Source organism: Nostoc sp. NMS4 (assembly GCF_017115095.1).
Classification (GTDB): Bacteria; Cyanobacteriota; Cyanobacteriia; order Cyanobacteriales; family Nostocaceae; genus Nostoc.
In genome coordinates this window covers 1-12,976 of sequence record NZ_JABXKI010000221.1, presented here as the reverse complement: position 1 = coordinate 12,976, position 12,976 = coordinate 1, and the positions used below count along the sequence as shown (strand labels likewise).

Genomic DNA, 12,976 nt, shown 5'->3' with positions numbered 1-12,976 from the left:
ATAGCTTTAGTCGTGTATAATGTGTTGTCTGTAGTTCAGACAGCACTAACAAAGTGCAGTAGCGATCGCACCTCACATCCTTCACTTCTGAACAGATACTAAAAATTATATATATTTTTGTGAAACCTACAAGGATTGTATCTGTGGGTTTATTGTAGAAACTAGATGGTACAGCGCAAATTTGTGTGTACCATAACAATCTGTATTGCCGTACTTTTATGGAAAATCAACTAGGATTAATTCTAAAACTGCTTTTACTCTCGGCTTTGTTATCAGCATTGATTAAGTATGCAGGGCCAAGTCTATCAATTCCGGCGACAGCAACCAACGCGCTGATTATAGTATTGTTGCCGGTTGCGATCCTAGCGATCGCGCTATTATGGCGATTTCAAACACAGAAACAAAATTAACTCAAACCATTTACGCACAAGTTCCTAAAATCAGCTAATCTAGCTGAATTACAATAAAATCGCATCTCGCCAACCGTTGGGAGTTAGCCTGTGAACCTCGGTCAATGGATCGGCTTAATCGCCATACTTCTTTGTTTATACATCCTGTGGCAAATTCGGGAAGTACTTTTACTTATGTTTGCCGCAGTTGTGTTAGCCACCACCTTAAATCGGTTAGCGAAACGCTTTCAAAGGTTTGGGATGAGGCGCGGATTCGCCGTCCTCCTAGCAGTAGCTATCTTTTTTGCAGGTGTCGTGGGTTTTTTCTGGCTAATTGTGCCGCCATTTGCCCAGCAGTTTCAAGAACTAACCTATCAAGTTCCTAAAGGGTTTGGACGCTTTAATAGTTGGCTTGATGCCCTGAGAACTCGTATTCCCGATCAGTTAGTTCCTTACATCCCAGATATCAATAGTCTCATCCAACAAATACAGCCCTTCGCCAATCGGCTACTGGGAAACTCCTTTGCTTTTGTATCTGGCTCTTTAGAAGTCGTCCTGAAGATTTTGCTAGTGTTGGTTTTAACAGGAATGATGTTAGCCGACCCCGTAGCTTATCGTAAAGTATTTGTGCGGCTTTTCCCTTCATTTTATCGGCGGCGGGTAGATGGAATTTTAGATAAATGTGAAGTCTCTTTGGAGGGATGGATTACAGGCGCTTTCATTGCCATCTTTGTAGTCGGGGTGATGAGTCTGATTGGCTTATCAATTTTGCACGTCAAGGCAGCACTAGCTTTAGCGGTTTTAGCAGGATTTTTTAACCTGATTCCCAATCTGGGGCCAACAATGAGTGTAATTCCAGCAATGGCGATCGCATTTTTAGATGAACCTTGGAAAGCGATCGCTGTTTTGATTCTCTACTTTATCATTCAACAGATTGAGAGTAATTTCATCACGCCTGTTGTCATGGCGCATCAAGTCTCATTGCTACCCGCCATAACCTTAATAGCCCAGCTATTTTTCGTCACTTTCTTTGGCTTTTTAGGATTATTTCTAGCCCTACCCCTGACAGTCGTCGCTAAGATTTGGTTGCAAGAAGTGTTAATTAAAGATGTTTTAGATGAATGGGGAAATAATCATACACAAGAGACTGAGTTTGTGATAGTTTCTCAATCTCCTGAAGCAGATGATAATTGGAAGGCAGAAAATGCAGATATTAATCAGAAGCCATCGATTGATGATGATATCTTGAAATCAGAAGATTAGTCACTCAATTTTTGATTAATGAACATAATGAACAAATAGGAGTAGTTAGATGGAAGCTCACAAAATTGAAGCTGTTTTAACTGAAGATGGAACCTTGATGCTGCGGGGCTTACCTTTTTATGCGGGGGATGCTGTGGAGGTGATTATTCTATCAGCTAAAACTTCACAACTTCAAGAAGCAGCGCCTAACCAACCAGAAACAAATCTCTATCCCATGCGCGGTAGAGTAATCCGTTACGATCATCCAACAGAACCTGTTGCCTTGTCAGATTGGGAAGTTTTGCAATGATCATACTTGATACGCATATCTGGGTTTGGTGGGTTGACGATAACTCCAGACTAACTACAAAGTATCGAGAGTGGATAGCAGAATATCAATCTCAGGGTTTGGGAGTAAATATTGTTTCTTGTTGGGAAGTCGCTAAATTAGTCGAAAAAATCGGCTGGTTTTTTCTTGTTCAGTTAATGAATGGCTGGAAACAGCTTTAGCTTATCCCGGAGTACAGTTATTAAATTTGACGCTGCCGATAGTGGTTGATTCAACTCAATTAAGCGGATTTAATAGCGACCCTTTTGACCAAATTATTGTAGCTACAGCTAGAAATTATGGGTGTCCTTTGTTAACTGTTGACGCGAAAATTCTTAGCTATCCTAATGTGCAAACTCTTAAGTAGGATTAGTCGCCTATGATGCTAGACACGTCAAGTATGATCCTTAAGATTTTAAATAAAAATAAAGCGCTATAGACTAAAGGTTTAAAAGTTAAACATTATATGCTGACTATTCCCCATTCACCATTCACCAGGAAGCGCAAGCACTGATAAGATGCGAACAATTGCAGAAATTAACGAGAAAATTAAGCGCCAACGTGCGGTGGTATTGACAACTGAAGAGTTAAAAGCACGAGTTGTAGAAATCGGTGTTACTAAAGCTACTAAAGAAGTTGATGTAATTACCACTGGTACTTTTGAGCCGATGGAATCAAGTGGTGCAATTATTAATCTGGGACATACCGATCCCCCGATAAAAATTCGTCGCTGCTGGTTAGATGGTGTGCCAGCATACTCTGGTTTTGGAGCAGTAGATTTATATTTGGGTGCAAGTTGTGCAGTAGAGACGACGGATGGGGAAGAAGCGCGAGAACGTGGCGGCGGTCATGTAATCGAAGATTTGATCGCTGGTAAATCTATACACGTGAAAGCCCAAGGACAAGTAACAGATTGTTACCCCAGAGCAAATTTTGAAACTACAATTACCAGCGACACAATTAATCAGTTTTATTTATTCAATCCGCGCAATCTTTATCAAAATTTTATTGTAGGTGTAAATGGTGGCGATCGCCCCCTCTTTACCTATCTTGGGCCTTTACAACCGCGTCTGGGGAATGCTGTTTATTCTAATCCCGGTGCTATTTCCCCCTTACTCAACGACCCCGATTTGCAACTCGTTGGTATAGGTACTCGAATTTTTTTAGGCGGTGGTATTGGCTATGTCGCTTGGGAAGGCACTCAGCACTTCCCCTTACAAAAGCGTTTACCTAATCGTACACCGATTGGGCCTTCTGCCACGTTAGCTTTAATTGGTGATGCCAAGCAAATGGATGCTCATTGGGTGCGGGGGTGTTACTTCAAAAGTTACGGACCCTCATTAATGTTAGGCGTTGGCGTGCCACTACCTGTATTAAATGAACAAGTAGTTGAACACTGTGCCGTCCAAGATCAAGACTTAGTAGCCCCAATAGTGGATTTTTCCATTCCTCGGCGCGTCCGTCCCACCTTTGGTTTAGTAAGTTACGCCCAACTTAAATCTGGGAAGATCGCCATAGAAGGCAAAGCAATACGCTCTGCCCCTTTAGCGAGTTTGTTTTTTTCTAGGCAAGTCGCCCTAGAGTTGAAAAAGTGGATCGAAGCAGGTACGTTTACCCTCACAGAACCAGTTTCCCCAATTCCAATGGATCGATCTTTTCTACCCCAAGATCGGCGGACGGATTTTTGATCCTGGGGAGTAAGAATTTTAGATTTTAGATTTTGGATTTTAGATTGAAATTTAATCCAAAATCTAAAATCCAAAATCCAAAATTGAATTGCCCCATTCCCTACTCTTGAGTCGGTTTTGGTCGCTTGATGGGTTTAGGAGCGGGTGTTTTTGGTATAGGTTTTGACACCACTGAAGGGTCGCCGCCTGTACTTGTTTTCTTGATGGGGCGAGGGGTTTCGCCAGTGCGTCTGGGGGGGAATGGTTTTCTACCACCAGCACCACCACCACTGCCAGCACGAGGCCCACCTTTGAATGGTGGTCTGCGTTTTTTGGGCAAATCAGCGATCGCTTCAGCTTTTTCTACTACCAAAACGTCAGCTTCCCTCTTGGCTTGGAAGTCCCAGAATTTACCTACTGCTTTGGTGGTTAGTACACCCCTCAATTTCAACTTAAAATACTTGGGTTTGTCAGTTGATTTGCGTGGGGCTTGCCTAATTTTGACTACCAAGCTTTTAGCATCAAAAGATTGGTATACTACTTCACCACGAACAGAAAAACCACCATCTGCAACTTCTGACGAAGGTTTGGGGGCAGTTGTATTTAGTTCAGAGTTCTCAGATAAGCCATTATCGAGTGTCTGTAACTCTTGCAACTCTAAATCCGATTCTAAATCCGATTCGTCCTCATCTGTTGAGTTTTTAGCCAGATTTTCTGGCTCCCAAACTCCGACGATTTGGATGTGCAAGGTATCATTTTCTTGTCTGGTACGTGGATATACTACCCACAAGTGTTCTTTTTCTAAGTCTAGATGATTCTTGACTAAGCTCATAATCCGGCCTAGGAGGACGGCATTGAGTTCTACACCATCTGCGGTCAGCAGAGTACCTTGAGTAAATTGTTCGCTGCTAGCATGATAGCGACCCCGGACTAAGCCGATCGCTCGATACTGCATCGGTTCACTGGGAGGCGGAATCGGTTGCTGTCGATTAATCAAGTTCCCATTTGAGTCAGTCTCACTGGGGTTGACAGGCAAATTTTCAACTTCTTTAGAGGACTTGGCGGCTATATGAACATTAGCGGATGCCCCTACGTTAGTTGGGCCCTGGTTAGAGGCAGAAGAATTGGAAGATTTGGAAGATTCAGGCAACGGCATCAGGTCGGAATTCATAAAAACTCCTTGCGGCGGAGACACATCCCATTGTGGGATTTTACAAAGGCAGCTGGAAAGAGCATTTGTGCGACTGATGAAAGTATATTGGCTTTTCACAAAATCACACTAGGGTACTCTATACAATCCTAAAGGCGCTAAATTTAGTGTATGAACACTAAATATGTAATTTTAGGCCTTTACACTAGTTTCGGAAGCATATCATAGCAACAATTCTCACGGCTCCTCCTAAAGTCATCACTTACTTTAGCAGTGTAGATAGTTAATTGTTATAAAATTCACAGGCAATTGGCAGTATTCCGCAAAGTTTTGGAAATTTTTAACTTTACGATTTGTGTAAATGATAATGTCATTAAAATTTAGGAGAAAGACAAAATTGTGTCTCAACCGCGCAATCGTTGGATAGTTCAAGTCGTCTTAGCGGTGGCAATTCTTGCTTTTGTGGGTGTTTCGGTGATTCCCATAATTGGAGCATTTAATAATACGCCACCCTCAAGTCAGAATACCGCAAGCACCAGAGGCAGTTCGCCCTCTGCTGACCAAAAATCAAAACTGGAAGACGAAGTACGGGGTTATGAACTGGTTTTGCAAAGGGAACCAGAAAATCAGACTGCGCTTAAGGGTTTGTTACAAGCGCGGCTGCAACTACTGAGTCAAAAAGATAAAAGTGAGGTTAAACCAGCTGATATTCAAGTTGTCATTGAACCCCTAGAAAAGCTAGCAAAGCTGAATCCCGAACAGTCAGAATATTCAGTGTTACTAGCTCAAGCCAAACAACAAATTGGCGATCGCGAAGGAGCCGCTCAAGCTTATCGCTCGATTTTGTCCACGAAACCAGGCGATTTGAAGGCTTTGCAAGGAATGGTGGATCTGTTGATGAGTCAGCAACGCCCGGAAGCAGCCATTGGTTTGTTGCAAGAAACTCTCTCTAACGCAGCCCAAGCAAATACAATTCAGCCTGGAAGTGTAGATACAGTAGCCGTGCAGGTGTTGTTAGGTTCTGTTCACGCTTCCCAGAAACGCTATGCTCAAGCTAGCTCTGTTTATGACCAAGCAATTAAGAAAGATCCCAAGGATTTCCGCCCCGTGGTGGCAAAAGCCATGCTATTGAAAAAACAGGGCAAAGACGCAGATGCAAAACTTTTGTTTGATAGCGCCATAGCTTTAGCACCTGCTCAGTACAAAGACGTAATTAAGAAGGCAGCAACGTTTTCCCCCATTCCTAAATCTGCTCCATCTGCCGCGCCTTCATTGGAAAGTACGCCTAAGTAATGGAGTTAGGAGTAGAGACGCGATAAATCGCGTCTGTACAAGAGTTCGGAGTAGAGACGCAATGAATCGCGTCTGTACAAGAGTTCGGAGTTTTGTTTATCTCCCTTGTCTCCCTTGTCTCCCTTGTCTCCCTGCACCCTGCTCCCCCTCTTCCATCCCCTCACGCTCCCTCAATGGCAGCGACGATACCAAAGACTAAAAACAGGCATCCGCCAAGAAAGGTGATTTGACGCTCAGAAATGCGACCGGCAATCATTTTGCCACCGATAACTGCGATCGCAGCACAAATTGAATGTCCAAAAATTGCACCTATTGTGACTCCAATGGGATTATTACCTGCGGCTAGGGCAATGGTGGCAATTTGGGTGCGATCGCCCCACTCTGCCATAAATGTCAACACAAAGGCTTCTATGACAATTGCTAACTCAGTTTTTTGCTTTGGTAACTGCAAATCTGCTTGTTTTACCGCAGCTTCGGCTTCTTCTACAACTTCTGTATCACAAGCAGCAGACATCTTACTAGCGTCAAAGAGCAGCTTGATACCAAAGGCTATAAATAAAGCTATTTCGGCGTAATGAATATAAACTTTTGGTAAAAAAGATATCGCGTGTCCAAATAGCACCGAAATGATTGTCATCGCGGCTAAAGCAGCTGTCACACCTACAAACACCAGCCGCCGAGGGTGGTGCATTGCCAAAATCACAGCAATAAAAAATGTTTTATCGCCCAATTCTGAAACTGTAATTAGTAATAAACCTGCGGTAAAAGCTGTTAACACTCTCTCAAGCTCCTGAAGAATCGTTTACCGATGTGAAGCTTGATGAGAACCAAAAGACCTCACCAAGTTTACACTTTTCGGTGTGAACTTAGTGAAGGTCTCGCTTTCAAATATTGATTATTTGCCACCTGAACCAGGCTCATCGCCAGTATGTTGATTCAGATGTACTGGCTTTCTATTTTTTTAGCCAGCAGCTACTCCCCTTCTATGCGATCGCAATTATATATATTTCCCATGTATAAGTCAAGGTAGTAGGGAATGGAGAGCTATAACTTTAGAGTGAAACAGCACATACAGACCGATTCAGTACTTACTGATACCATTTCTTTGTGAGGCTGCGCCAAACCCTTTTAACTTCTTTCTTTGTGCCCTTTGCGTCCTTTGCGGTTCGTTTTTCTTTTTTGTACTTATGGTTTAGCGCATCTTCATACAGAATTGGTATGAGGTAAAAACTCATCATCTGTGACTTCTGTTAGCTGGTATGGACAGTTCAAAGGAAAGGATTCCATTGACAAGCCAGTTTCAGCTTTTGCTTGCTTAACTGCTTGTGCATAACACTCAGCAAAAACTGTCTCAACATAGGATTTGAGACTAGGTGAATCATCTAGAGCTTCTTGGACACGTCTACGATGTTCAATTATGCTTCCTTCCCAGCTACCGCTTCGTTTGTCGGGCTGAAATTGCCATTTGAGCAAATGCATCAGAATTACAATCAGATTACTCTTGAGACTCCGGCGCTCACTCCTTCCCATATCGGCAATTTCTTCAATTAGGTTCTCCCACTCAACGTTTGCGTAATCCTGACTTTGCAATTTTTCTACAGTCGTTTCTATCCATTGCAAGTAATCAGTCTCATATAGAGTTTGGGAATGCGCCTTTTGGGAAGACATGGCAGTTTCCATAGGAAATATTTAGATAATATCTCACATAAATAAAGTTAGAGGTGACGTAATAATCACCTCAACCATTACTTACCCGCACATAATGCCAATTGATTCAAAAAAATGAATCTATGAGTCATGCACAAGGGTAACGCCACCTCCTAGCTGATTACGCAAGTCCAACCAATTTTGTGCTTAGTTCCCATACGCGATCGCTTTTTTCGTCATCACGAGCTTGAGGAGAGACTTTTTGCACAAAAGACTTACCATCTTTCTTCTGGCGATTTCCCCAACTCCAATAAACACCGGATTGACTATACTCAGGATCGGCAACCACCGCAGCAACCCGTTCTCCCGCCAACTCTTGAGACACATATCCCCCAGTGATATACTTCTGGAATAGTGGGAAGATTTTCTGAAACAGGGGATAGTGGTTTCTAAATAGCGGCGTTTCTGCAACACATCCTGGATAAAGAGAATTGAAGACGATACCAGTTGACTCGTGATAGCGATCGTGCAGTTCCCGCATAGTCAGCACGTTGCAAACCTTGCTGTCTTTGTAAGCTTTGACTGGTTCAAATTTCTTGCCATCAATCATTGCGATCGGCTCTTTAAACCCTTCTGCAAAGCCTTGCAAGTCGCCCAAGTCGGGACGTGGTGGAATCTTCCCACCCAGTTCGTCTGGATTATGCGTGACGGTTCCTAAAATTACCAGCCTTGGCTCTAAAGATGACTTCTTCAGATCCTCTAGCATCAGGTTGCACAATAAAAAATGCCCCAGATGATTGGTGGTGACAGTTAACTCGTAACCTTCTGGACTGCGTAACGGCTCCTTGATTAAGGGCATATAAATTGCAGCGTTGCATACCAAAGCGTCTAAAGACTTTCCAGTGGCTCGGAAGTTCTTCACAAACTGGCGAACACTTTCCAAGGAGCCAAGGTCAATATGTATGCTGGTGTAACTGTTGTAGGGAATTTCCACAGCTTGGGCAGCTTTTTGTGCCTTCGCTAAATCCCGACAGGCCAACACCACATACCATCCCTTTTCAGCAAGAGCTTTTGCAGCATATAAACCCACCCCCGAAGAAGCACCTGTAATTATAACCGTTGGTTTCTGATGTTGTTCCATTCTGTTGAGCGTCTGAGCATCCATTGACTGTCTCTAGGATCTCATACCAGTGAGCCATGATTGTCATCAGCTTTTTCAAGGCTGCATCAGACTGAACTAACCTCGTACTCCAAATAACAGAGACTAATCGTCACCCTAAAAGTATATAATTATACAGAAATTGCTCAAAAAAATATAATTACAATAATATTTTTGATGTCCTAATAGAGTTTAAACTTGTACCAATGCAATCTTGAATTTTCTGATTTCAAGTAGTTTTTCAGATGTATATTATTACTAGTCCAAAAAGTATATAGCGTTTTCTAATTATATAAGATACATCATAGTCACCTTCTCGATTGCGAGGGAGGCAATTGTGGGTGTGGTTATTTTACCTCACTCAACCAAAAACCGCTATAAATAAATTTCCTAGCTGTTTAACAATTTATACGCTGTGGATAAGCTTCTACAATCGGTAAAAAAAATTCTCCAAGACAAGCCTCTCGGTTCAATTCAGTGGTTTGTGCTTTATCAATCGTGGTTGGGCAAAACTTACGGTGAAATGGCAGAGGTGTCAGGCTACGGTAACAATTATATCAAGGAAGTTGGTTCTGAGTTGTGGCAAGACCTTTCCATAGCACTTGGAAAAAGAGTAACGAAAAAAAATCTGCATTTATCCTTGAATAAACATTTGCAAGACGAGATAGGTAATCACGAAAATCAAATCCAACAAAAGTTCGGTGAAGAATTTAGCTTAGAAATGGTTTCTCCAGACTTTTTTTCAGCAAGCAAGATAGAATTTCCTAGCGGCCCTGTAGTACTAGATTCTCCTTTTTACATCAATCGCCCTCCCCTGGAAGAACTTGTTTGTAATGAGGTTTTACATCCTGGTTGCTTAATCAGGATCAAAGCACCTAGAAAGATGGGAAAAAGTTCCCTGCTCAATCGGATGATTGCTTATGCTAAAGAGCAAGATTATCAAATTGTCTATTTGGACTTTCAAGAAGCTGACGCAGACGTTTTTGCTTCCCTTGATAAATTTTTGCGTTGGTTTTGTGTCAATGTCAGTAGACAGTTAAATCTCACTGCCTATCTAGATGATTTTTGGGATATGGAAATGGGCAGCAAGGTAAGCTGCAAAATCTATTTTGAAGCTTATGTGTTGCAATACATTAATGATAATCCTTTAGTTTTGGCTTTAAATGAAGTCCATCGGATTTTTGAGCATCCCAATATTGCCCAAGACTTTTTACCAATGCTGCGATTTTGGCATGAACAAGCAAAGCAAGATCGGACTTGGCAAAAACTGCGGATGGTGGTGGTTCACACAACAGAAATTTATATTCCGCTTAAACTCAACCAATCGCCTTTCAATGTAGGGATAACAATTACACTGCCACCATTTACCCTTAAGCAGGTACAGAATTTAGCATTACGTTATGGACTAGATTGGGCAGCAGATTCGGAAGGGGCAAAACGCCTTGCACCCCTACAAGCAATGGTAGGAGGACATCCCTATCTGGTCAGCCTTGCATTTTATCATTTATGTCAGGGGGAAATGACGCTGGAGGTGTTATTAGAAACCGCATCTACACCAGTAGGAATTTACGGTCAGCATTTACGAGAACTGTTAACACTACTGCAAGAAGAACCAGAATTAATGTCAGCTATGGAGGAGGTAATTGCAACAGATGAAAAAGTAGAGTTAGACGCGATCGCTGCTTATAAACTAGAAAGTATGGGTTTAGTTAAACTAAACGGTAATCAAGCTAGTTCTATATGTGAGTTATATCGTCTTTATTTTACTCAACAGTTTGGAAAACAAAATATTGCTAATACTTCTAGTAAATTTTCCAGCTAGTTTTCAGGGTTCATCGTAAGTACTAAAGTTTTTACTATGAACCTACTATCTCATCGAGATATGGGAATATTATCAACTTTACCCATACAAATTTCTGGATTGAGAGATAGAACAAATTTAAAACTAAAAATCAATTAAATGAAAAATTATCGATACCAAGTTGGTGGTACTCTTACTAATGACGCTCCTAGTTATGTTGAGCGCAGAGCGGATGTGGAACTTTACGAAGCTTTGAAACAGGGTGAATTTTGCTACATCTTAAGCTGTAGGCAAATGGGTAAATCTTCACTTATGGTAAAAACAAAGCACCGCTTGCAAAAAGAGGGCTTTAGATGTGCCACAATTGATATGACTAATATCGGTTGTGAAAATATCACTCCAGAGCAGTGGTATAAAGGAGTTGTCGGTGACTTATGGTTGAGTTTTAAACTGTTAGGAAAAGTTAATTTAAAAACTTGGTGGCAAGAACAAAACGATCTTTCTTCGGTTCAGAAAATCAGTCGGTTTATTTCGGAAGTTTTGTTAACTCAGTTTCCTAACGAAAGACTATTTATTTTTATTGACGAAGTTGATAGTATACTCAGCCTCGATTTCTCTGTTGATGACTTTTTTAACTTGATTAGGTTCTGTTACAACCAACGAGCAATTGATCCAGAGTATAATCGGATTACATTTGCAATTTTCGGGGTTGCTACACCTTCAGATTTAATTATATATAAAAATAATACTAAGCCGTTTAATCTTGGTAAAACTATAGAGGTAAATGGTTTCACTTTTGAAGAAGCCCAACCACTTTCTTTCGGATTAGATATTAAAGACAATCATCCTCAGAAACTTTTGAAAGAAGTATTAGCTTGGACAGAAGGGCAACCATTTCTGACTCAAAAACTGTGTCGATTGCTTGTAAATTTATCTCAAGATGATATAGGGAGAAAACTTAAAATTCCTCCTGGTACAGAAGAGTTTTGGATAGAAAATGTGGTGCGATCGCACATTATCGAGAAATGGGAATCACAAGATGAACCGGAGCATTTACGAACTATTCGCGATCGCATCCTCAGAAACGAAAAATCTGCCGCCAGATTGCTAGGAATTTATCAACAAATCCTCCAAGGATTGAAAGTACCAGCCGATGATAGTCGAGAACAAGTAGAACTGTTGCTATCTGGTTTGGTAATCAAAAAACAAGGTTGTCTCCAAATAAAAAACCGAATTTATCAAGAAGTTTTCAATTTAGAATGGGTTGGAAAAAAATTAGCTTGCTTGCGCCCCTACTACGAAAACTTCAATGCATGGGTAGCCTCAAACCAAAATGATAAATCTCGCCTATTGCGTGGACAAGCCTTGATGGATGCCCAAACTTGGGCGAATGGTAAAAGTTTGAGCAACTTAGATTATCGATTTTTAGCTGCTAGTGAAGAATTAGATCGGCGAGAAATGCAGCAAGCATTAGAGGCTGAACGCGCTCAAGAAGTCGAAGCACGACTTGCAGAACAACAAAAAAGGCTAGTTCAACAAAAGAAAAATGCCACAATAGTGACACTTTTGCTCGTAGGTATGACTATTAAGTTGGTGATTTCTCTAGTGTGGGGAGTGTCGCTTTTACGAAAGATTGATGTTTTAGAATCACAGCTAAAATGCATCGATATTACTACATCCCTTCAATTTTCTCACTGTCCAAAGTCAAGGGCTGTTAGAGAAAGCTCAGAATAATGGTCATTAAAAAACTTAGCTAGCGACTCAGCTTGAGATTGGCTAACTTTCCGTTGACCATTAACCACTTCCCTAACAATCTCAACTGTGTCAAAAACCCCGACTAAAGAAGTTGGCTCCATATAAGGCTCTTTTATACTCCTGTTGTGTTTTAATTGGCTTAGGCTGATACTGAATCAGTAAGTCAGTATAGGTTTGTTGACTAGAAGTAGGGGTCATCTTTCCACGCCAATATTGATTTAGTGCGATAATTGAACATTAAGGAATAAGAATTAAATAACATATTAATTATGTTCATGGCTTACCTCACCCTCAATCCCTCTCCTTATAAAGGCTACGGTGTACACACAAGTTTTAAATAGCTGATTAACCAAGGTTTTACCCCACCCTAACCCTCTCCTTTATTGGCTGCGGTGTAAACACAAGTTTTAAATAGTTGATTAACCAAGGTTTTACCCCACCCTAACCCTCCCCTTTATTGGCTGCGGTGTAAACACAAGTTTTAAATAGTTGATTAACCAAGGTTTTACCCCACCCTAACCCTCCCCTTGCAAAGGGGAGGGAAC

Annotated in this window: 11 protein-coding genes and 1 pseudogene; 8 read left to right on the top strand and 4 right to left on the bottom strand. The window is 41.4% G+C overall.

Features of this window, described 5'->3' with window-relative positions; all coding sequences use genetic code 11:
* Positions 1 to 218: 218 nt before the first annotated feature.
* The 5 genes and pseudogenes from HWQ37_RS19285 to HWQ37_RS19265 all read left to right on the top strand — a co-directional run bounded on the left by HWQ37_RS19285 (position 219) and on the right by HWQ37_RS19265 (position 3,647).
* Positions 219 to 410: a hypothetical protein gene (locus HWQ37_RS19285; RefSeq protein ID WP_292749754.1), complete on the top strand. Its 192-nt coding sequence runs from the start codon at positions 219 to 221 to the stop codon at positions 408 to 410.
* A 90-nt stretch (positions 411 to 500) separates the two neighbouring features.
* On the top strand, positions 501 to 1,652 hold the full coding sequence (locus tag HWQ37_RS19280) for an AI-2E family transporter (RefSeq protein ID WP_292749752.1): 1,152 nt from the start codon (positions 501 to 503) through the stop codon (positions 1,650 to 1,652).
* 49 nt (positions 1,653 to 1,701) lie between these two features.
* On the top strand, positions 1,702 to 1,941 hold the full coding sequence (locus HWQ37_RS19275) for a hypothetical protein (protein ID WP_292749750.1): 240 nt from the start codon (positions 1,702 to 1,704) through the stop codon (positions 1,939 to 1,941).
* Positions 1,938 to 2,326, top strand: a pseudogene (locus HWQ37_RS19270) (type II toxin-antitoxin system VapC family toxin). The gene HWQ37_RS19275 and the pseudogene HWQ37_RS19270 overlap by 4 nt, the downstream one beginning before the upstream one ends.
* 151 nt (positions 2,327 to 2,477) lie before the next feature.
* Positions 2,478 to 3,647 (top strand): homocysteine biosynthesis protein, encoded by a 1,170-nt coding sequence (locus HWQ37_RS19265; protein WP_292749748.1) that lies wholly within the window; start codon positions 2,478 to 2,480, stop codon positions 3,645 to 3,647.
* 100 nt (positions 3,648 to 3,747) lie between these two features.
* On the opposite strand, the gene HWQ37_RS19260 is transcribed toward HWQ37_RS19265, so the two are convergent.
* Positions 3,748 to 4,797 carry a hypothetical protein gene (locus HWQ37_RS19260; protein WP_292749747.1) on the bottom strand — a complete coding sequence of 350 codons (1,050 nt, stop codon included), beginning with the start codon at positions 4,795 to 4,797 and terminating at the stop codon, positions 3,748 to 3,750.
* Positions 4,798 to 5,175: 378 nt separating this feature from the next.
* On the opposite strand from HWQ37_RS19260, the gene HWQ37_RS19255 reads away from it, so the two are divergent.
* The gene (locus HWQ37_RS19255) at positions 5,176 to 6,069 is read left to right on the top strand and encodes a tetratricopeptide repeat protein (RefSeq protein ID WP_292749745.1); all 894 of its coding nucleotides are present in this window, start codon (positions 5,176 to 5,178) and stop codon (positions 6,067 to 6,069) included.
* Positions 6,070 to 6,229: 160 nt separating this feature from the next.
* Here the strand turns inward: HWQ37_RS19255 and HWQ37_RS19250 are convergent, their stop codons facing one another.
* From HWQ37_RS19250 to HWQ37_RS19240, 3 genes are all read right to left on the bottom strand, one after another.
* On the bottom strand, positions 6,230 to 6,847 hold the full coding sequence (locus HWQ37_RS19250; protein ID WP_292749743.1) for a TMEM165/GDT1 family protein: 618 nt from the start codon (positions 6,845 to 6,847) through the stop codon (positions 6,230 to 6,232).
* Between the two features lie 425 nt (positions 6,848 to 7,272).
* Positions 7,273 to 7,749 (bottom strand): DUF29 domain-containing protein, encoded by a 477-nt coding sequence (locus tag HWQ37_RS19245; RefSeq protein ID WP_292749741.1) that lies wholly within the window; start codon positions 7,747 to 7,749, stop codon positions 7,273 to 7,275.
* A 148-nt stretch (positions 7,750 to 7,897) separates the two neighbouring features.
* Entirely contained in the window at positions 7,898 to 8,857 is a 960-nt protein-coding gene (locus HWQ37_RS19240; protein ID WP_292749777.1) for a protochlorophyllide reductase, read from the bottom strand.
* A gap of 433 nt (positions 8,858 to 9,290) precedes the next feature.
* Here HWQ37_RS19240 and HWQ37_RS19235 point away from each other — a divergent pair, with 433 nt between their 5' ends.
* Entirely contained in the window at positions 9,291 to 10,697 is a 1,407-nt protein-coding gene (locus tag HWQ37_RS19235; RefSeq protein WP_292749739.1) for an AAA-like domain-containing protein, read from the top strand.
* Positions 10,698 to 10,835: 138 nt separating this feature from the next.
* Positions 10,836 to 12,410, top strand: coding sequence for an AAA-like domain-containing protein (locus HWQ37_RS19230; protein ID WP_292749737.1), 1,575 nt, complete (start codon positions 10,836 to 10,838; stop codon positions 12,408 to 12,410).
* Positions 12,411 to 12,976: the final 566 nt, after the last annotated feature.

Coding starts and splice junctions, on each gene's coding strand:
- HWQ37_RS19265 (WP_292749748.1), top strand. CDS start 2,478: ATGCGAACAATTGCAGAAATTAACGAGAAAATTAAGCGCCAACGTGCG.
- HWQ37_RS19285 (WP_292749754.1), top strand. CDS start 219: ATGGAAAATCAACTAGGATTAATTCTAAAACTGCTTTTACTCTCGGCT.
- HWQ37_RS19260 (WP_292749747.1), bottom strand. CDS start 4,797: ATGAATTCCGACCTGATGCCGTTGCCTGAATCTTCCAAATCTTCCAAT.
- HWQ37_RS19245 (WP_292749741.1), bottom strand. CDS start 7,749: ATGGAAACTGCCATGTCTTCCCAAAAGGCGCATTCCCAAACTCTATAT.
- HWQ37_RS19230 (WP_292749737.1), top strand. CDS start 10,836: ATGAAAAATTATCGATACCAAGTTGGTGGTACTCTTACTAATGACGCT.
- HWQ37_RS19275 (WP_292749750.1), top strand. CDS start 1,702: ATGGAAGCTCACAAAATTGAAGCTGTTTTAACTGAAGATGGAACCTTG.
- HWQ37_RS19240 (WP_292749777.1), bottom strand. CDS start 8,857: ATGGAACAACATCAGAAACCAACGGTTATAATTACAGGTGCTTCTTCG.